Raw genomic sequence first — 18,541 nt, 5'->3', positions numbered from 1 at the left:
CCGCCAAGCAGGTCTTGCGGTGGGGTGATGCCATCTGAGTAAGCGGTGCATAGACCCCACCTGGCTATAGCAAGCCAGCGGGCCTCTTCGTCTGCACTCTATGATCGAAGCCGTTGCGGATCGGTTGTCGCGGCATTTCTTGTAGCCGCGGCGCCTGTCGACCCAGGTCGCATACGGTCGAGCCACGAACAGACTTAGTGGATCGCTCCCCCATCGCAGCGAACTCATTTCACCGGGGCAGCAAGCGGCGTATCCTTCGCGACGATGTAAGTCGCAAGCTCCGACGCCTCGCCATCGCCAACGTTCTTGGCGATGTGCGCAACACCCGCCGGAATGAAGAGGGCTTCACCGGCCTTCAGCGTTACCGGCTTCTGACCCTCGAGGGTGTACTCAAGCGTACCTTCGAGCACATATGCAATTTCTTCGCCGGGATGTTTATGATTGATAGATGCAGCCTTTGGCGGGAAATCTACCCGGACCTGAAGCGCTTCCTTGCCCGGCACGCTGATATCGCTTTGAACCAGACCAGTCCGTTTGAGTTCCTGCGCCTGGGCAACGCCGCCCAGCGCGAAACTGATTGAAGCCGCCGCGGCAGCGGCAGCGATCGCGATGCTATGCATAATTTTCATTTGGAACCCTTTCCAGTGGTGGCCAGTTGTCGAAGTTGGAGTGTGCAGCCGAAGATGCAGTCGCGCTTTTGCGGCGGGACGTCAGTCCTCACGAAATCCGTTTCTATTACCGCGTTCAGTTGACGCGCTGCTTGTGTATGGATTGTTTCGCGATGAGCAGGGGTTTGTACCGAATCTGCGCCAATAGATTGGCTGAAACGATTAGTTACAAATTGCGATGATGGTTCGTCGAAAGCCGGAGCAAGTCGAGCCAGGCTATCCTTGACACTGCCCGCGCTGCGTTCTGGTATCTTTCCAACCCCGAAAGTCAGTCGGTCACCGCGCGGTGGGCTTCTTGGCGGCTAAGCCGGCGGCGCTGAGCATTGAGCTATCCACCATCACTTTTCTAAGGACAGCAGAACCCATAGATCAATCGCGTGGCGGCTTTCCTGAAATCTCGCAGATTCACACGACGAACGGCCGGTGGGATCTGCTGGTGGAACTCAGCGCGTCTAGCCTGGGCAACTTTGATGCAGTGATGCGCAAAATCCGTCTCGTGCCCGGCACGGCATTATAGGCAGCGAAACGATCCTTCTTTTCCACGCCGTAGTCGACGACGGCGAAGCTCTAACGAGCGTCGATTTAGGTCACGCCGCGGCGTGGGGCGGCTGCGACGATATCGATCGCATCTCCGCTGGAAACATGGACGACCATCAGCGGGACGCCGGTCACCCCACACCAGCTGCATTTCGCAAGATCCTCGCGCAGCTGCCAGGGCGTCGAGCAACTCGCGGTGCCCGTAGCCCAGAATGAAGACAGGATGCTTTGCCAAACGCAGTTTCGCCGAGACATGAAGGCGACGGAAGCTTACTTCCGCTAGAAAGCAGACGGCGTCAATGGAACGGCATTGCTGCTGCTCCAATTCAGACACCAGATGCTTACGTGCAAACCGTGTAGACCGGCGACGCTTCAGCAGCGGCATTCGCCTGATGACGTTGTTGGTCGCGAAATCTGGTAATATCCGCCCCAGTTCTGCCTAATGGACCCGCGATCTTGGCTTCCGTGTTTGGAGATATAGCGCCATGCCGACCCGGCGACATTTCCTTATCAGCTTCGTCGCCACGCCGATTGTTCTGCCGAGACTCGGCCATGCAGCCGGCGGTTCCGTGGAGTTGCCGCTTACGGCCAATTGCGGTGATGACGACGATCTGACGCCGGCACAGACCGAAGGCCCGTATTTCACACCGGAGAGCCCTGAAAAAAAGGACTTCGCCAGCGATTCACCGGGCGGTGAAAGAATGACACTTGTTGGCTACGTGTTAACCAAGGACTGCCAGCCGGTAGCCAAAGCGTTGATCGAGTTATGGCATGCCGATGAGACCGGCACCTACGACAACAGCGGATACAAACTCCGCGGACATCAATTCACGGACGCAGAAGGCAAATGGTGGTTCGAGACGATCGTGCCTGGGCTGTATCCTGGTCGCACCCGGCATTACCACGTGAAAGTCCAAAGGCCGGGCGGGAACGTGCTGACGACGCAGCTGTATTTTGCCGATGAGCCGGACAACAGGCGTGACCGCATATTCAATGCAGACCTGTTGCTCGACATCAAAACGACGAGCGACGGAAAATTCGGCCGCTACGATTTCATAGTGGCGTGACTGGCACTTCATGATTTCCCTGATGACCGTTCACCTCTCCGCCTACGCTGTGTGGACCGATCTCCGCGAATGGACCGACACTGAAAACCGTGCGCACCAAGGCCAAGGACTCTGGGTACTTTAGACCGGATCGTTTCGCTTTGGCGCTGTCGTCGCCGTTTGCGGCCATTTTTTCTCCCCCTCCCGGCTTTCAGATCGAGCCGGAACCAATCCTGACGTCGTAGGTTTGAAGATCGTCCTGGCTCTCTTACACCAGGATTTTGGCACGTACCTCCTAGGGTCCCGTTATCGGCTTTCGGGGCCCCTTTTTTTTCTTCGGTGCTGGAACCTCTGTCAAATGTACGCGTTTCTAGGTCTGCCTACGATCCACCATCCCCCGCGGGATCTAGGCTAGGCTCCATCTAATAGCCCAGCATGGAGCCCATGGCACCTCCGTGCCGAGGCCCCGCTCTCCCCGGACGGGGCCGTCTCTTCTCCAACTGGGAACCACTTTCACACGCGGCAGTTAGAGGATAGGCAATGATCCTTTCCGGGATCACAGCCCGCTTCATGGAGTACTCCCATTCCCCGCGTAGAAGCGCCAACGATACCAACTGGCCCCGACACCCCATCGGGGCCATTCTTCCGTTTGCTCCGAATTCCGGTGAGCGTTTTGTCCCTGTGGGAACCGCTCGACCTCACAGTAGTTTCTCGTTTCAAAGCGAGGATGTCATGATTGAGAGCAAGCGCGAAATGAACGCAAATGAGATCCCAAGTTTTGTGGCCGAAGTGATCGCGGCGGGTTGCGATATCAACGCCGTGGGACACGATATGTATGTGCTTGGCGATGTCGATGAGCAGGAAGAAGCCAAGGAGGAACTTAGTCGGATCGGCGAGAGGTATGGCGACCGCGCAGCTCTGAGGTCCGAGATCATCGCCTACCTTCGGTCCATTGGTCGGTTCGTGGACGTGACATGGCCCCAGACCATCCATTAGCGCAGCCTGCGCGACCTTACGGAGCCATCTTTATTCAACGGCAGCAGGAACCTATCCGGGACCTATTGGTTTGTTCATTGCTGATGATCCCGGATCCCTCCGGATCAAACGTAGAGAGCCCCATCGTCGTGCCGTCGGAGGTGGGGTTCTTCTTTCTGCTTACCAACCTTACCCCATGATCACGAAGATGATCCGCCGTATCGCCTCGGCCTGACTTATCCCGAGCGCCCTGGCCGCAATTCCGGTGACTCCAAGCCACCGATGCCTCAGCTTCCATCGCCTCACGTCATCGGTCACCAGCTTCATCTCGGAGACCTCCTCCCCAATCGTTATCGCGGACGCCTCCAGATGGCCGACGCGGTCGACAAGCTGGTTCATGCGCCAATGAACCACTTGCCGGCTAGTCGTCGCCTTGTCTTGACGGCCAGACCTCGGCCAGGCGCGCGGCCGAGTAATTGAGCTTCTCGATCACCCGCTGCATCGTGCCGCCGGTCTCGTGAAAGACGGTCGCGAGCTGTCGGCGAGCCACCGGTCGTCGATTACCTTACCGGCCGATTGGGGCCGATAGGATGACACTCACGGCGCCGACCTGGGATGCATGAGCCGGCCGCCAAAAGGCGCGCGCGTCGCATAGGCGAGGAACGTCGTTCTGTTCATCGAGTTTTCCTTTAGTGAGATGAAAAAATGAGATAAAAATCGCCGGCCGAAGTCGACGCCGGAGCTGTTAAGGGCTAGTCATAGCCCGTTTTGAAGACCATATTTTGTCTGATCGCTGGACCATGAAACGGGCTCCAGCGACTGATGGACCATCATCACTTTCGCCTTAAATGGAGGAGGTTATGTTTGATCGACTGCAATCCGGATACATTCTTCCCGAGGGGCTCACCGTCATTTCCACGGTCTTTGATAAGGTCGTGAACGCACGGAATATCCCCCGACAAAGTGAAGAAGGCGAATGGCTGGCTCGCGAGGCGCTCCGTTTGTTCATGAGTGGCGTACGAGACGCCTGGGAACTGGAACGCCGACTTAAAGATGCTCGCCGCCCGCTCGACCATTCACCGCCATCGGGAGGCGTTGGCATGGTCGTGGATCTGCTGCCAGAGCTGACGGCATGGGCGCAGAGCTTGACCGCCTCACAGCGTGCGGCAACCGCGCTCACCGAAAAAACACTCGAATACGCCATCGAAAACATCGATGAATTCGTGGCGACATCAGATGTCAGGAGATGGCTGGTCCGTGTGATGTTGGACCTCCGACTTGGCCGAAGACGAGGCCAACATCGAACGTAGGCCCGGAGGGGCAATCATCGGGATTTGCCTCTTTGTTAGGAACGCCAGCCACCATTCACGAACGGCATGAAGCCGGCTGAGGAACACATGGGCTATGACTGGAATGGTGCTCGCGGGCGCCGGATGAAGATCGCGCGAATTGGAACGGCCGTCGCGCTGGCCGCCTTGTTGGTGTCCGTCGCGCCGGAGGTTGTGACGCGAGCTATTTAGAGGGTAATAGACGATGGATACTTTGGGGGCGACGGTGCTGATCGCAGGGCTGTTCTGGCTGACCAGAAGAACACTAGCTGGGGGCCTCGTACGCAACCTTAACCAGGGTCGAAACCTTCCCGTCGAGCAAAATCGCCGCCTGGGACCGACGCCTTGACTGGCTGGGGTCCCTGCCGGCTTGGCCTGGAGCCGCGTTCGTCTTCATCGGCGTCTCCATGATCTCCTGGCCCTGAGTGATTGCACTCGTTCAATCTACCCCATTAAGCATCGCGAACCCGGCGCCGGCTTTGCGGATCGATCAAAAGCGACTATTTTAGTGATGTCTTTCGTACCATGCAGGAGGCATCCATGGGGCTTGGCAGCACAACGGTCCAGGGTGAATTTCTGGGTTCTTTTTCTATCGCGTCCATTGACCCGCTCCTGGGGGTTTTCGAACTATCAACTTCCGCTGGTACGACGATCGAGGTTCAGCTTGACCGCTACAGCGCTGAGACATTGATGTCGGCACTTGCGCAGTTCCTGGCTCAAGGGCAAGCAGCGGAGTTTGACGACGGGATGTGAAGGGTTTGCTGGGTGAGGCGAGCTCTTTAGGGAGGAAAGGAGAGGCCTACTTGGGGGTGATCGCGCTGATCGCAGGTGTGTTGCGGCTCGATCGAACGGCCCTGCCGGAGGGAACTATCCGCAATTGCTTGACTGGATCCCCGCGATGCCGGCTTGGCCTCGAGCCGCGGTGATCGTCGTCAGGGGGATTGTGATATTGATGTGAAAAGGCTCCAGATCGAAACGGGTACGATCCAGAGCCTTCGTCTGAGTGTTGCCTTCCATCTGCGCCTTCGATTTCGACAGACGACGCAATTGAGAGCGCATTCACTCGCAGAATGCAACCAAACGATTTCTGTTGCTTCGTCGGCTGGACCATCGAGGGCGAGCGGTCGTCGCTCTGGCGGCCGGTCCGTCGAGGAATCGCGGACCTGCTCTGCGCGGTGATGGCGCCCGCCGGTTACTGATATGCGTGGGGCAGGCAAAGTAGCCAGGCAACTTGCTAATGAAGTCGTGTTCGAGGAGACTGCGTTCAGCCTTGCCTTTAGGGGGTGTAAAATGGACTTCCAAAAGGTCGGTAGAGCCCGGATGATGATGCGCTTGCCACGACATCGGAAACAAATTGCCGACGCAAACTTCGTTGCGATAACCGATCTGCTCGAAGCTTACGGTAAAGCCGCTGTGACCCGTGACGAACTGCGCGAGCAGGCGGCTCCCGCCCCAGCACTTTTGAAAGAATATGAAGACCTGTGCCGGAAGTTGGAGGACGACATCCTGAGAATGCTGAGTGCCGTCAGTCCACGTATGATCCGCTAGCGCACGAGAGCGATGTTGACAGCGATGTCTTTCGACACTCCCGCCGCACCGTCCGGAACGGACGCAATCGTCGCCATTCGGAAAACGCCTCCGCAAACACGTTAGGATGTTGTTCTTCTCGAGTGGCAGATGCCGAAAATGGATGGAAGAGAGACTGCAATGGCGCCCCGCTCGCTTGGGATGACCGACACGCCGTGTCTCATCATGGTAATGGCCCATGGCCGTGAGGAAGTAGGCAAGGCGGCGGGAAGGGCGGGAGTATCGGATGTGCTGGTCAAGCCCGTTCAACCATCTGCTACACGATGCGGTCATCCGTGCGATGGGGACGAGCCGCCGACAGGGCCGAGGGAGGCGCGCCTTCGCTCCTGCGACACAATTAGATGAATACAGCCAAAGGGTGAATACTGCATCTTAGAAAACTAATCGTTGACGCGCCAATCCAAGTCACTTATACATGCGGCATCGATCTTTTGCTTGCCGAGCTTTGTCTACCGCGCGACTGGCACCGCGCTTTAAGCGAACTTCCCTTTCAAAAACAGTCGGTTTCCACCTGCTCAGCATAGGCTGAGCGGTCCCTCACTCTATGCTTTGAAAGGGTTCATCATGACCACAGGCACAGTAAAATGGTTCAACTCCACCAAGGGCTTCGGCTTCATCCAGCCTGATAACGGTGGCGCAGACGCGTTCGTGCACATCTCCGCCGTCGAGCGCGCTGGAATGCGCGAACTCGTCGAAGGGCAAAAGATCGGCTTCGAGCTCGAGCGCGACAATAAGTCGGGCAAGATGTCTGCTACCAATCTGCAGTCTGCCTAAAATTGAGATTTGCTTCCCTCTGACCACGGATGTACTGGCATTGCCGGAAGCAGTTTCAACAAGGCCGGGCGTTTCGCCTGGCCTTTTTTGTTCGCCACGCCGAACTAGTTGAGGTTCCAATGATAGAAGCACATAGCAAATCCCGTCAGCAGGCGGAGATCGCCTTCATGAAAGTCCAGACGCAGTTCTTCTCCAAAAACAACGCGATGGAAGAGGTGGAATCCGTTGCTCAGGCCCGGGATGCCAAGACTCTCCGGCTTCGAGAGGAACGCCTTGCAAAGGAGTTGGCCGACCGCTTGTCGGCGACACGCAACCTTATCGCCAAACGCGCCAAGGCGCGCTGATCTCTGACGCACTTACTATTGGGATACGAATGAAGAACGCCGGAAAAAACGACATCTCCGACCGCCGAGCCGCATCGGCAGACGCCAAAGCTGCTCTCTTGAACGCCTACCGAGCGGCAAGGACTGCAGCAGAACCAGGGAGGATGGCAAGGCAGGCCGAGCGCGAAGCCCTTTCCACCGCTCGTGAAGAGCGGCGCGTTGAACGCGAGCGTCTGAAGCTTGACGAACAAAAGCGTATCGAGACCGAGGCGACAGAGCGGCAGGCAGCCGTTGAGGCGGCAGCGGTCGCCGAAACCGAAGCGCGGGCGATCGCCGAAAACGCGCGTATAGCGCGGGTGATCGAAGATGAGGCGGTGCGAAAGGCCAACCGCGACAGGCGCTATGCCAATCGCAAGGCAAGACAAGGATAATTTTTCCGTTGCGCCGTTACCCGACAGCATGGCGATGTCATGCTCGGGACACTCAATACGAAAGGGAACGCCGATGGCACCGGATGCGAATGAACTCCAGGCGATCAACACGTCGTGGCAAATCGCAATCCAAGAAATCCTGCGCATGGTTATACGGGACATGTACCATGCCGGCGGCGAGGCAAATTTCAAGGCGCACATCAAACGCATCGAAGAGGCCGCCGTCGACAGCATCTACACCGATCTAAGGCTTCGAGGGACCAATGAGTGGACCGAGGTGCTCGTCAAGGAACGGGCGAGCAATTTCGTAACCACCTTGCTGACGTCCTTTACGTACGACCGAGCCTGACTGGATGCATACGCTCGCTGCGATCAGCGATTTCACGTTGCTTCATCAACGCCGACTAGTCGCCAGGCTGGGCGGCCCTCACCGTCATCTCATCCCAAAGCAATGATGCTGTCCGTGCGAACGCGCTATAACCGGCTTCAAACGGATGGCCGTCTCTTTCAGGATAAAGGCGCTGCCCGGCAACGATCGCATCCTGCAGGGCATCGGCGGTTGCGGCAAGCGCGCTTCGATACGGCAAACCGAGCTCCTTTGCGGTCTCGCGAATCTTGTCTTCAAGCGCAACCTGACGTTCAACGCTGAGGACAAATTCCGGCGCAGCTGACGCCAGCCGGTCATGGCGACGCAGGCATTCGAAGATTACGCGCTCTTTCGATGGAATGAGCAGAATGCCCACCCGCCCCGGCCGCTGCTGTGCCCAATCGGCCGCAAACCGCTGGAAGTCGCTGAACATTGCTGCGGTTTCGGGTGATGCCAGATCCGCCATACGGCCGTGGTCGTCGACATAGCGTTTCAGGACGGAAGGGCATCCGTCCGGAAACGTATAGTATTCGGATGTTTCGCCATCGCCCGTTTTGAACAGTCGTGCGTAAAGGCTCTTCAGTCGTTCCCCGATCTCATGGTGATAGGCACTCAGGATCGCGACATTCTCGACAAGCTGCGTCTTGAAGCTAACGGATTGCGCCTTGGCACACTGCGAATAACCTCCCGCGTCACCGAACAGGGCCTGCAGATGAAGTCGCTTCTGCTCTGAGAGCCAGAAGTCGGAACGTGCGTTCATGATATCACAGGCGGAAAAGACGACCGCGAAGTCGTTGGCAGGGAAAACGGCGACAATGTTGCCTTTCGCGCCCGCGGCCAAAGCATCGTGCACGATGGCGTGATAAGTGTAGATACCGTAGCTTCCAACACCGAAGTTGTACGTGCGTTCGCCCGTCATTGCCCCGAAAGCCGCCGGCCAGGAATGCGCACTATCAACGTTGTTGCCATAGGTCATCGAATCGCCGATCGCCGCGACCTGAAAGTCAGAACTTACTCCAGGCGGATCCCGGAAGCCGTCCTCGTCTACGTCGCCGAGTGCCGGATCGAGGCGATAGCCATATTTCTCGTCGATGCTCTTGTGCGTCCGTGTGCCGATCGGAAACGGCGTGAACATGCGCAGCATTGCTTCCCCGGCACCGAGCGCCACGGTGAGCGAGATCAACAGCAGCAGCATATTTTTCAGCATGTCCCCTCCGTCTCATACCCGATGCGAAACCGACCCGGGCTAGGTGTCGGTCGCAGCCGCGCAGTCCCCCACATGCCTGCCGCGCGGCGGTCCGAGCGATCCCGTTACTTTGCGCCGGCTTCCCGCGAATGTCGGAAAGGTCGACGAGAGGAAAGTCAGCCGGATAAATTCCCCACCGACAGCTTAAGCAAGCCATGAACGTTCACTGAAGGAATGCGAATTATGTCGCCACCAACAAGTACGAGCATATATATGCGTAATAACTAATATGAATCTATCATGCGTTTGGCCGTGCCGCCATTAGCCCGGATGGAGGATGAACCGCGCGAGCCGTCTTCGGTCAGGCAAGAGCAAGGCTCGGGCTCGCGTTGCCTGCCCCGAGCGACGCCGGCGACCCAGGTGCGAAGGGCCTGGGTTGACTCACCCTAGTTGCTGCTGATTGCGTAATCTGCACCATTCATTTCCGACAAAAGGAAGATTTGGCCAAATTTGCTCAGCAAGTTCGGTGTCGCATGCAAGTCCTGCGAGTAAGCTCGCGTGGCGTTGCGGGCAGAGGTCTATCGATCGCGCATTTCCCCGTTAGATCGCGAGCGACAGGATTTATATAGCTAGACAGTCTAGCCAACTTGGAGTGGAGCTATGGAATGGCAACTGCAGGACGCCAAGAACCAATTCTCGAAGGTGGTGCAGAAGGCCCGCCACGAGGGACCGCAGATTGTCACGCTGCGCGGGGAGCACACCGCCGTTGTACTGCATGACTACGACGCCCTACGGGCTGGCCGGCCGACGTTGGTCGATGACCTGCTTGGCGGTCCCGCTTGGGACGACCAACTCGCTGATGCGGTGAATGTACGCATCAAGACGCCAAGCCGCGATGTGGCATTCTGATGTACCTGGTTGACACAAACATTGTGTCAGAGGCGCGACGTGGCATGTCGCAGGCGGTGTCTTGGCTGCGCTCTGTCGATCCGCTCAGCATCCACCTGAGCGCGCTCACCCCCGGCCAAATCCTGCGCGGCATTGCCCTGAAACAGAGGTCGGATCCAAAGACTGCAGCGCACCTCACCGAATGGCTGCGCAAGCTGCGCCACGACCATGGCGACCGCATTTTGCCTATAACAGACCAAATCGCGGTCGAATGGGGCCGCATCGCGGCAATCCGCCCCCGCGGTGATATTGACGGGTTGATCGCCGCGACCGCGATCGTCCACGATCTCATCCTTGTCACTCGCAACGTCAAGGATTTCGAAGACACAGATGCCTCCGTAATCAATCCTTGGGAAACGTCGGCGTGAGCCGCCCGGCGCGACGGACACCCTTCGAGGATAGTTTTTCGGACCAACTGTTCGCCGGGGCTTGGATCTTGCGGTATGCAATTGATTGAGCCTCCGCAGTGAGCGGAGGCTCAATCACGGTCGTTATTGCGAGACGCTCGCGTTGCATGGCGATGCCGAGCCGACTTTCCCATTGCGAGAACCTTATTGTAGGTCGGCGGCGATGACACGCTGATCGGCGTCCGGGTAGCGACCACCCATATGCTCCATGTTTGGGGCGCGCGCGGACGAAGCACCCATCGCTGAAACTTTGACGCAATCACTTTGTGCTGCTCCGCCGCTCGATATCCGCGCTCACCGCGGCCGCCTCTCGACCGATCTCCCTGAGCAGGCCGGTGACCGGATTGTGGAAACCGACGAGATAAAGGCCGAGCGCGGCGGCTTGGCGAGTGACGCCGCTCTTGCCGGGCCGCAATGCCGCCGGCAGGAACTTCTCGAAACTCGGCCGGTAGCCGGTCGCGAGGATGACGCTGTCGAACTCCGCATGCCTGCCGGAAACGAAAGTGGCACCGCGCTCGGTGAAACGCTTGATGTCTGATGCCACTTTGATGTCGCCGGATTTGATCGCTCTCACCGTGCCGACATCGATGACCGGGATGCGTCCGGCGTTAATCTGCTCAAGAATGCCCTGCTTCGGCCTGGCGATGCCGTATTTTTCGAGCTTACCTAGCGCGAGGTCGAGGATGGTGGGGAACAACCGGTCGTTCACAGCTCGCGGCAGCGGTCGGGTTGCGATGGCGATGATCTGGATCGGCACGCCGAACAGCTGGCGCGGCACGATGTGGATGCCGTTTCGTACCGACAGCGTCGGGCGGGCGCCGCACTCGGCAAGGTCGAGCGCAATCTCAGCGCCGGTGTTACCCATACCGACAACCAGAACCGACTGGCCGGCGAAGGGCGCGGCTTCAGTGTAGTCAGCGCTGTGCAGCCGCCTGCCCTTGAAGGCCTCGATTTCGGGCAGGCTGGGAACGAAGGGCTCAGCATTGTTGCCGCTGGCGATCACGACGTGGCCTGCGCAGAATGTCTCCGTTCCGGTCTCGACCAGGTAGCCGCCGTCCTTGCGGCGGATGGACTTGACCGTCTCGCCGAAGCGCGGTCGTAGCTCGAAGCGCTCGGCATAAGCGTCGAAATAGGCGACCATCTTCTCGCGCGGCACATAGCGCGGATAGTCCTTGGGGAATGGCATGTGCGGCAGCGCGGAGAACGCCTTCACCGTATGAAGGTGCAGCCGCCGGTAGTGGCGTCGCCAGGCGGGGGCGATCTCATGCGCCATTTCGAGGATGACGAAATCCAGCCCCGCCCGTCTTAGGCAGGCGCCGACCGCAAGGCCGGCCGGCCCGGCTCCGACAATGACGACATGGGTATCCACTCGATGGTCGCTCCCAGAATGGAGCCTAATGCGACAGGGGTCGGCGGACAAGTGGGCGGGGCGCTGTCTCCCCTTGTACTCCGCCTGTATCGCCCGGGTTGCGTTTCCATGCCTTCGGCGAGAATGTTTTTTGGGGCGGGAGCGGCCGAGCGGTCGTTGCAGCCCCAATTAGACGGATTTCATTTTCCACGCGCAAAGAAAAAGTGAGGAGAGACCGGAAGCCTTTCGATCTGATCGCATAATGTATCGACCGGAAGGTGTCTCACTGGGGTAGGGCCGGCTATGCCGCTCTACCGGGGAACAACTCCAGTTCGCCACGAAGCGCCACTTCCTCGGTGTTGAGGTTACAGCCGGCCTGCATGTTCATCCAACATTCGGGTATTGTGCAGAAATAGTTGGTGGCGCGCGCCAGAGGTATCCACCGGCAGCTTACCGTTCGGACGGCGATTGCATTGATCAAAAAATGGGGCTGGAAGTTCTCTGCGCCGATAGGGTCATCTCATTTTTCAACCAGGCGACAAACGCCTCTATCGCTTCGAGTTTCTTCGAGAGCGGGTCGAAGGCTGCCCAGTATGCTGCTTTCTGTGAGCTCAACGAAGCCGACAAGGGCCTAACCAGGCGCCCCGCCCGAATATGCTCCCGAACAAGAAGGCCTCGCCCCATGGCGACACCCTGACCGTCAAGAGCAGCTTGCAATACAATGTTGTAGTCAGTCAGCCGGGTCTGCTTGGCCTTCTCAAGCGGAAATCCGGCTGCCTGCGACCACAGCTGCCACTCGAGGCCGCTCTTGGCCTGTAATATCTCTTGGTTGAGTAGGTCTGATGCGGATTGAAACTGGGATCCGTCTCCGTATAGCACCGGGCTCAACACCGGGGACAAATCTTCGTTTGCGAGGTGCACGCAGGACTGCTTGCTCGCGCTAAAATCGCCAAATCGGATCGCGATATCCGCTTCTCCGCGCCCGACATCGACAACGCGCAGGGTCGGATCCAATTCGAGTTCGATCGCCGGGTGGCTCTTGAGGAAACTGCCAAGTCTGTTGACCAGCCAGTTCGCGGCGAAAGAGGGAAGCAAGCTCACACGCAAGCTGGTCTGCCCGGATCGCGAGCGCACCCTCGCGGTGCCCTCCGACAGCACAGTGAAGGCCTCGTCGACGGTGGCAAGAAACATTGTGCCTGCCTCGGTCAGCTCAATGCTTTTACTCTTGCGACGAAAGAGTGGAGTCCCGAGAGCACTCTCGAGCTGCTTGATGTGGTGGCTCACCGCGCTTTGCGTAATGAGCAGTTCCTCGCCGGCCAATCGAAAGCTCCCTCGGTTTGCTACCACCTGGAAGACCCTGGCCGCGGAAAGGGGTGGGAGGAACGGGGAACTGCGCAATGCCGATGCCTCGCGGATCAATGACGGCTGACATTAACGAATTCGATCGCAGGGCGCAAAGCTTTGAATTGGCGGGCTCCTCGGATTTCTTTCATGAAGCAAGAAAGAAAAGGAGAAAGCGATGACGATTTCCATCCGTGACCAACTGGTTACTCTTGACCTGGAACTGCCCGCACCGACGTCTCCGGCTGCGAACTACATCTCGGTGGTCCGCACCGGTAACCTGTTGTTCATTTCCGGTCAGATCAGCAAGGCGCCGGCTGGTGAGATCATTGCAGGCACCCTGGGTGCGGACATATCTCACGAGCAGGGGGTGCAAGCGGCGCGTATCGCAGCCCTTAATCTTCTCGGACAGATCGCTGCCAATACAGACGGCTCGCTTTCGTCTGTCCGTCGCATCGTGAAGCTTGGCGTATTCGTCGCGGCAACGAGCGAGTTCAAGGATCACTCGAAGGTTGCAAACGGTGCCTCCGACCTGATGGTTGCGGTGTTCGGCGAAGCCGGGCAGCACACGAGGGCCGCCATTGGTGTCAGTTCGCTTCCCTCGGGGGCAGCCGTCGAGATCGATGCGGTTGTGGAACTGGAGCAGACCAGGTGCTGACCGACGCAAAAATCGACAGCCTGCGCAACGACACACCCGGCTGCGCCCAGCGAAGTCACTTCAATCACGCCGGAGCTTCGCTTCCACCGAGGCGGGTCACCGAAGCAATTATCGGGCACTTGATGCTGGAATCGACGCGAGGCCCGATGGAAGCTGCCGCACTGGTTGCGCACGAGCTCGCGATACTTCGTGCCAATGCTGCCAAGTTCATCGGCGCCGACGAAGGCGAGGTTGCGTTCGGTGGATCGGGGTCTGCCCTTTGGGGGAGCGTGTTTGCCGCGTTGCCACAGCTAAGGTCGGGCGAGCGCATTTTAATTGGCCGACAGGAATGGGGCGGTAATGTCGCATCGATGCAGCGTGCGGCAAGCCATGCCGGGGCAAGTATCGAGACCATTCCTTGCACGGAAGACGGCAGTGTCGATCCGAACGCTCTTTCCGCAATGATCGACGACAAGGTGCGCATGATCTCGCTTACATGGCTTCCTGCCAACGGGGGACTGATAAACGACGCCGAAGCCATCGGGCGGGTCGCCAACGCGGCTCGCATCCCATACTTCGTGGATGCCGGGCAGGCACTTGGTCAACTCCCAATCGACGTGTCGAGGATAGGTTGCGATGTTCTCAAGGCGGCCGGCAGGAAATACGTTAGAGGGCCGCGCGGAACGGCTCTCGTTTACGTTCGCTCCAATTTCCTTGAGAAGCTCGATCCCGGTTTCGTTGATGTGAGCTCCGGCCCTCTCGTGAATGGAAAAGTCGAGCTGAGGAAAGACGCTCGTCTATTCGAAACGTCCGAAGCGCCTATATCACTGCTCCTGGGGCTCGGCGAAGCGATCGCGCTGGCTTCGGAGTTGGGTGTCGAGGCAATCCAAGCCCGCATTGCCCTACTGGCAACCCGGCTTCGGGAAGGGTTGAAACGTATTCCGGCGGTTGAGGTGCGCGATCTCGGGGAGAAACAGTCGGGCCTTGTTTCTTTCACCGTGGAGGGAATTTCGGCATCGGTTGTGAGAAGCAAGCTAGCCGAGAAGAGTATCTCAATCGGAGCAAACGGCGTACCCTACACGCCCTTCGACATGACCGCGCGCGGACTGCAGGAGATAGCTCGAGCCTCGGTCAGTTATTTCAATACTGCGGGAGAGGTCGATGGCCTCGTCCACGCGGTTGAGCAAATCGCAAAAGATGTGATCCAATAGAAGGACGGAACCACGATGGATTTGGGAATAAGCGGTAAGCGCGCGATCGTCTGCGCGAGCTCGAAAGGGCTGGGCAGAGGCGTGGCGCAGAAGCTCGCAGAGGCGGGCGTGATCGTTACCCTGAACGGTCGTAACCGGGACACGCTGGAGGCCACCGCGAGGGAGCTTCGCGAGCTGACAAGTGCCGAAGTCTATGCCGTGGCAGCGGACGTGACGACCGTAGAAGGACGGCAAGAGCTTCTCGAAGCGGAACCGAAAGCCGACATCCTCGTCACCAACGCAGGGGGACCGCCGCCTGGGCTCTGGTCTGATTGGGAGACGAATGAATGGTTGAACGCACTGAACGCCAACATGCTGACCCCGATCTTGCTGATGAAAGCGGTTCTGCCCGGTATGATCGATAGGAGCTGGGGGCGCGTCGTCAACATCACCTCCGCCTCGGTAAAGTCACCGATCCCGGAGTTGGGCCTGTCCAACGCATCGCGCAGCGGACTGACCGGTTTTGTGGCAGGGACGGCAAGGCAAGTCGCGAAACATGGCGTAACGATCAACAACCTCCTACCGGGGTCACATGAGACTGATCGTGTAGCCGTGCTTCTCCAGCGACGGGCAGAAGTGAAGGGCATCTCAATCGACCAGGCGCGGCAGGAGGCGCATGCGGAGAATCCGACCGGGCGCTTCGGCACGATTGAGGAGTTCGGCGCTGCCGCGGCATTTCTTTGCAGCCAGTACGCAGGCTATATTGTCGGCCAGAATATTCTGCTCGACGGTGGCGCTTTCAGGTCGACGCTTGCTTAAGCTCCAACGTCTCACGGCATCGCGGACCTCATTTCCGTGTCAGAGGGTATTCGAATATTATCAAATACCCTTTGATGATCAGATCGACTTGAGTTTGACGCGCTGTTCCGGCTTCTCCGCGTCTTCCTTGCGCTCGCTGTATCGGTCGACGAGATAGGCCGACGCCTCAGCAGCGTGAATTTCATCAGCTCCTCGCAGAGGTCGACAACGCGGTCGTAGTGGGACGATGGCTTCATACGCCCATTTCCGTCGTACTCCTGATAGGCCTTGGCGACTGACGTTTGGGGATCGTGATCATGCGCATCCAGCGGCCGGGCAGCCGGAGGGTATTGATGGCATCGAAGGACTGAGAACCATCCGACTTGCATGACCGCAAGGGACTTCCCCTGCGTCGTACAGATCGAGCCGACGGACAGCGGGATCCAGTCGATCTGCGCCTTCATGATCCTGGGGCGCTCCGGGCTGCCCCAGACCTGGCCCTCCGACCATGCCGAAAGTTCCCGGCGTTCCTGGACCTTCGGATGGCGCACGGGTGCATCATCCGGAAGCGGTAGGCCGGAGGGATCAGATGAAGCACACCTCAGCCCCGAAATGCTCCCAAATACCCCCAGTGCGCTAAGGAGGCGGAAGGCGACGGCTCTTGCTTTTCAACCCACAAGCGTCCCAGCGATTAACTCTAAGGCCCTGGTCGTAAGTCGCCCTCAGAGCCTCACTTTGCTGGACGATCCCAGGCTCCATCCTCAAGACGGCGATCCTCGATCAGTTTCCCCACCTGAAGCAAATCGGGCGCATCCGCAAGCGTCCGCGCCAAAGCATCGTTCCGCGGATCCCTGCAGCCGAAATTGAAGACAAGCTGGTCAGAACGTCCGACCTCGATCCACGTCACCGAGACTGAAGCATGATCCGTGGCAAACTGTCTGCACCGCGCATGCCCCACGGTAATGGTCTCCGTTCCTTGTGGCCGATGCGGTGCGAGTGCCGACTGAAAGGTGGACCATTCCTTTGGCGTGATCGAGAAAGACTGTTCGCCATGAACGCTTGTAAAGCGCCGGCCCTCGAACATACCCCCGCTGGCGCTCACCTGGAAACGGTAAACGGGGCACTCGCCGAGACATGGTTTGCGTTCGACAATGATGCTCGGCGTCTGGCTTTGCTCCACCAGCAGCGCTGCCGCAGCCATTATAATCTTCGCAACCAGAATCATATCGTGCACCCTTTCAGGACCCTGGGCCGGTCGTCAGGTCCGCTCAACACGTGTGTCACGGGTCAGCATCTTTTGCGTGTTAAGAAGTCAACCTCAACCAATACGCAGTCCCAGTCAACGCCCTTTTGTGGCTGACAATCTTGACCTGTATCCGGGCGGGTCACGCGTCTGCCCTTAGCGAGGGGCCGGTCGGTTGGAACAAAACTCCCAAGGTACTGTTTACCTACAAATATGCAGGAGGATCAAACATGGCCGATATCGGGCTGCCTATTCCGAAGGCGATCGTCGATCCCACTAAAGATTTCGTGGGCATTCCGGCACAGCAGAGAAACACTGCTAAGGAAATCAATCGACTTAGAAAGCAGGTGCGTCGCTTGCAGACGCGTGTTGAGAACATGGGCATAGTGGCAATTCGTCCGAGGCGAAGGACGTATCGACTGGTAGGCGCGGCTGTAACCATTGCCTTTGCGGGGCTTTCATGGGCCCTTTGGAGATCACGCGATACGGCGACTTTTCGTCGAATAATATCGGTCGCGCTTCCGTTTCGCGATCCCGGCAACTTCTGACCTCTCGCCCCAAGGCCGGTTTTTCAAGCCAGGATCGCCCCCCGTCGGGAAGCGGCGACCGAGGACGCGCCAATCGGCTCCAGTACGGAGAATATCGATGGAACTCGGCCCGGGTCCGCGGGGATAATCGGGGCTAGCCGATCTCCCCAAGAGTCTCGCCGTCGCATGCGAAACGTATGTAGGCTGGCTTGGCGAAGGCGAACAGCTTTCTTGCCAATTCAGCGGTCGACAGCGGTGAGCAAGGTTACCGCGCGACGTTTGGAAGCCGACGGGTTGACGGCTCAGTGGATCGGTCGTCCAAACCCTCTGTTAAATCTCTGCCGCTAGTCTGTTTCAAAAGGGGATACGGAAAGGCATTTTGATGAGAGGCGCGGCGCCGGTGATGTATCAGCACTTCCTGAACAAGCAAGAGTCCTTCATGTACGATCGGGAAACCAACTTCCCAATGGAGGACACGCGGAACGATGCGCGCATCGAATACACTGAGAAGGGCATGACGCAACTGAGCTCTCGTCGCTGCGAGATCATCAAGCTTTCGAAAAGCGGCGCCCTGATCAGCATCCTCACGCAGTACACGCTGCCACAGAATTTCTACCTGGACATCCCGAGCGCCCGCATCCAGATGGTCGGCTGCCTGACAAAGCGGGTGCATGCTAACAACATTATCGAAGCGCAGTTCCTGCGCATGCTGACGGACCGCGACCTCAATCGCATCTTCGTCTACAGCACCCATCCGAACCACCGTAATCGCACGCTCGACATTTACCGCTAGAAAGCAAATCGTCGGCGCCGCCGCCAACGCAGCGCCTGCGGTAGCGACCACCAGGCCATCCCAAAAGGGAGCGGCGATGTCCCTCAA

At 58.4% G+C, this 18,541-nt stretch carries 23 protein-coding genes and 3 pseudogenes; 18 read left to right on the top strand and 8 right to left on the bottom strand.

Annotated elements, in window-relative coordinates; all coding sequences use genetic code 11:
* Window positions 1-224 precede the first annotated feature (224 nt).
* Window positions 225-623 carry a cupin domain-containing protein gene (locus tag IB263_RS31550; protein ID WP_371814287.1) on the bottom strand — a complete coding sequence of 133 codons (399 nt, stop codon included), beginning with the start codon at window positions 621-623 and terminating at the stop codon, window positions 225-227.
* A 424-nt stretch (window positions 624-1,047) separates the two neighbouring features.
* On the opposite strand from IB263_RS31550, the pseudogene IB263_RS34845 reads away from it, so the two are divergent.
* The 3 genes and pseudogenes from IB263_RS34845 to IB263_RS31535 form a co-directional block, all read left to right on the top strand.
* Window positions 1,048-1,185, top strand: a pseudogene (locus IB263_RS34845) (Lrp/AsnC ligand binding domain-containing protein); the annotation flags it as partial.
* A gap of 505 nt (window positions 1,186-1,690) precedes the next feature.
* Window positions 1,691-2,272 carry an intradiol ring-cleavage dioxygenase gene (locus IB263_RS31540; protein ID WP_127890581.1) on the top strand — a complete coding sequence of 194 codons (582 nt, stop codon included), beginning with the start codon at window positions 1,691-1,693 and terminating at the stop codon, window positions 2,270-2,272.
* A gap of 711 nt (window positions 2,273-2,983) precedes the next feature.
* Entirely contained in the window at window positions 2,984-3,247 is a 264-nt protein-coding gene (locus IB263_RS31535; RefSeq protein WP_034803228.1) for a hypothetical protein, read from the top strand.
* 168 nt (window positions 3,248-3,415) lie between these two features.
* On the opposite strand, the gene IB263_RS31530 is transcribed toward IB263_RS31535, so the two are convergent.
* Together IB263_RS31530 and IB263_RS34565 are read right to left on the bottom strand one after the other, a co-directional pair.
* The gene (locus IB263_RS31530) at window positions 3,416-3,625 is read right to left on the bottom strand and encodes a DUF1515 family protein (RefSeq protein WP_089045295.1); all 210 of its coding nucleotides are present in this window, start codon (window positions 3,623-3,625) and stop codon (window positions 3,416-3,418) included.
* 22 nt (window positions 3,626-3,647) lie between these two features.
* On the bottom strand, window positions 3,648-3,776 hold the full coding sequence (locus tag IB263_RS34565; protein WP_256436137.1) for a hypothetical protein: 129 nt from the start codon (window positions 3,774-3,776) through the stop codon (window positions 3,648-3,650).
* Between the two features lie 310 nt (window positions 3,777-4,086).
* Between IB263_RS34565 and IB263_RS31525 the strand changes: the two genes are divergently transcribed.
* The 8 genes and pseudogenes from IB263_RS31525 to IB263_RS31490 all read left to right on the top strand — a co-directional run bounded on the left by IB263_RS31525 (window position 4,087) and on the right by IB263_RS31490 (window position 8,018).
* Window positions 4,087-4,536, top strand: a complete 450-nt coding sequence (locus tag IB263_RS31525) for a hypothetical protein (RefSeq protein WP_110819564.1) — start codon at window positions 4,087-4,089, stop codon at window positions 4,534-4,536.
* A 558-nt stretch (window positions 4,537-5,094) separates the two neighbouring features.
* Window positions 5,095-5,307, top strand: a complete 213-nt coding sequence (locus IB263_RS31520; RefSeq protein WP_089045299.1) for a hypothetical protein — start codon at window positions 5,095-5,097, stop codon at window positions 5,305-5,307.
* Window positions 5,308-5,844: 537 nt separating this feature from the next.
* A complete protein-coding gene (locus tag IB263_RS31515; protein ID WP_127890585.1) occupies window positions 5,845-6,102 on the top strand; it encodes a hypothetical protein in 258 nt (85 codons plus the stop codon).
* Window positions 6,103-6,219: 117 nt separating this feature from the next.
* Window positions 6,220-6,486, top strand: a pseudogene (locus IB263_RS34840) (hypothetical protein); the annotation flags it as partial.
* 219 nt (window positions 6,487-6,705) lie between these two features.
* A complete protein-coding gene (locus IB263_RS31505; RefSeq protein ID WP_034806062.1) occupies window positions 6,706-6,915 on the top strand; it encodes a cold-shock protein in 210 nt (69 codons plus the stop codon).
* A gap of 119 nt (window positions 6,916-7,034) precedes the next feature.
* Entirely contained in the window at window positions 7,035-7,259 is a 225-nt protein-coding gene (locus IB263_RS31500; protein WP_060608879.1) for a hypothetical protein, read from the top strand.
* A 29-nt stretch (window positions 7,260-7,288) separates the two neighbouring features.
* Window positions 7,289-7,669, top strand: coding sequence for a DUF6481 family protein (locus IB263_RS31495; RefSeq protein ID WP_192439469.1), 381 nt, complete (start codon window positions 7,289-7,291; stop codon window positions 7,667-7,669).
* A gap of 73 nt (window positions 7,670-7,742) precedes the next feature.
* Window positions 7,743-8,018, top strand: a complete 276-nt coding sequence (locus IB263_RS31490; protein ID WP_034799791.1) for a hypothetical protein — start codon at window positions 7,743-7,745, stop codon at window positions 8,016-8,018.
* Between the two features lie 55 nt (window positions 8,019-8,073).
* On the opposite strand, the gene IB263_RS31485 is transcribed toward IB263_RS31490, so the two are convergent.
* The gene (locus IB263_RS31485; protein WP_246811133.1) at window positions 8,074-9,243 is read right to left on the bottom strand and encodes a hypothetical protein; all 1,170 of its coding nucleotides are present in this window, start codon (window positions 9,241-9,243) and stop codon (window positions 8,074-8,076) included.
* Between the two features lie 639 nt (window positions 9,244-9,882).
* Between IB263_RS31485 and IB263_RS31480 the strand changes: the two genes are divergently transcribed.
* Window positions 9,883-10,131, top strand: coding sequence for a type II toxin-antitoxin system prevent-host-death family antitoxin (locus IB263_RS31480; RefSeq protein ID WP_192439468.1), 249 nt, complete (start codon window positions 9,883-9,885; stop codon window positions 10,129-10,131).
* Complete coding sequence (locus tag IB263_RS31475) at window positions 10,131-10,538, top strand: type II toxin-antitoxin system VapC family toxin (protein ID WP_192439467.1); 408 nt, start codon at window positions 10,131-10,133, stop codon at window positions 10,536-10,538. The genes IB263_RS31480 and IB263_RS31475 overlap by 1 nt, the downstream gene beginning before the upstream one ends.
* A 298-nt stretch (window positions 10,539-10,836) precedes the next feature.
* Here IB263_RS31475 and IB263_RS31470 read toward each other — a convergent pair whose 3' ends face one another.
* Entirely contained in the window at window positions 10,837-11,946 is a 1,110-nt protein-coding gene (locus IB263_RS31470) for an NAD(P)/FAD-dependent oxidoreductase (RefSeq protein WP_112976272.1), read from the bottom strand.
* Between the two features lie 456 nt (window positions 11,947-12,402).
* Window positions 12,403-13,323, bottom strand: a complete 921-nt coding sequence (locus IB263_RS31465; protein ID WP_192439466.1) for a LysR substrate-binding domain-containing protein — start codon at window positions 13,321-13,323, stop codon at window positions 12,403-12,405.
* A gap of 121 nt (window positions 13,324-13,444) precedes the next feature.
* On the opposite strand from IB263_RS31465, the gene IB263_RS31460 reads away from it, so the two are divergent.
* The 3 genes from IB263_RS31460 to IB263_RS31450 are packed head-to-tail and all read left to right on the top strand — an operon-like array spanning window position 13,445 to window position 15,912.
* The gene (locus IB263_RS31460; protein WP_112976271.1) at window positions 13,445-13,924 is read left to right on the top strand and encodes a RidA family protein; all 480 of its coding nucleotides are present in this window, start codon (window positions 13,445-13,447) and stop codon (window positions 13,922-13,924) included.
* Window positions 13,918-15,114 carry an aminotransferase class V-fold PLP-dependent enzyme gene (locus tag IB263_RS31455; protein WP_348646955.1) on the top strand — a complete coding sequence of 399 codons (1,197 nt, stop codon included), beginning with the start codon at window positions 13,918-13,920 and terminating at the stop codon, window positions 15,112-15,114. Before IB263_RS31460 ends, IB263_RS31455 begins: the two co-directional genes overlap by 7 nt.
* A 15-nt stretch (window positions 15,115-15,129) precedes the next feature.
* On the top strand, window positions 15,130-15,912 hold the full coding sequence (locus tag IB263_RS31450) for an SDR family oxidoreductase (protein ID WP_113553760.1): 783 nt from the start codon (window positions 15,130-15,132) through the stop codon (window positions 15,910-15,912).
* Window positions 15,913-15,990: 78 nt separating this feature from the next.
* Here IB263_RS31450 and IB263_RS34375 read toward each other — a convergent pair.
* Window positions 15,991-16,509: pseudogene (locus IB263_RS34375) on the bottom strand (NAD(P)H-dependent oxidoreductase); the annotation flags it as partial.
* 112 nt (window positions 16,510-16,621) lie between these two features.
* Window positions 16,622-17,116: a DUF6438 domain-containing protein gene (locus IB263_RS34370; RefSeq protein ID WP_246802829.1), complete on the bottom strand. Its 495-nt coding sequence runs from the start codon at window positions 17,114-17,116 to the stop codon at window positions 16,622-16,624.
* A 248-nt stretch (window positions 17,117-17,364) separates the two neighbouring features.
* Between IB263_RS34370 and IB263_RS31435 the strand changes: the two genes are divergently transcribed.
* Together IB263_RS31435 and IB263_RS31430 are read left to right on the top strand one after the other, a co-directional pair.
* Window positions 17,365-17,682, top strand: coding sequence for a hypothetical protein (locus IB263_RS31435; protein WP_034799802.1), 318 nt, complete (start codon window positions 17,365-17,367; stop codon window positions 17,680-17,682).
* Between the two features lie 361 nt (window positions 17,683-18,043).
* Complete coding sequence (locus tag IB263_RS31430) at window positions 18,044-18,454, top strand: hypothetical protein (RefSeq protein WP_112976270.1); 411 nt, start codon at window positions 18,044-18,046, stop codon at window positions 18,452-18,454.
* Window positions 18,455-18,541: the final 87 nt, after the last annotated feature.

The organism is Ensifer sp. ENS03, from assembly GCF_014852035.1.
GTDB lineage: Bacteria > Pseudomonadota > Alphaproteobacteria > Rhizobiales > Rhizobiaceae > Ensifer > Ensifer adhaerens.
This window is presented reverse-complemented; position numbering and strand designations above follow the sequence as displayed.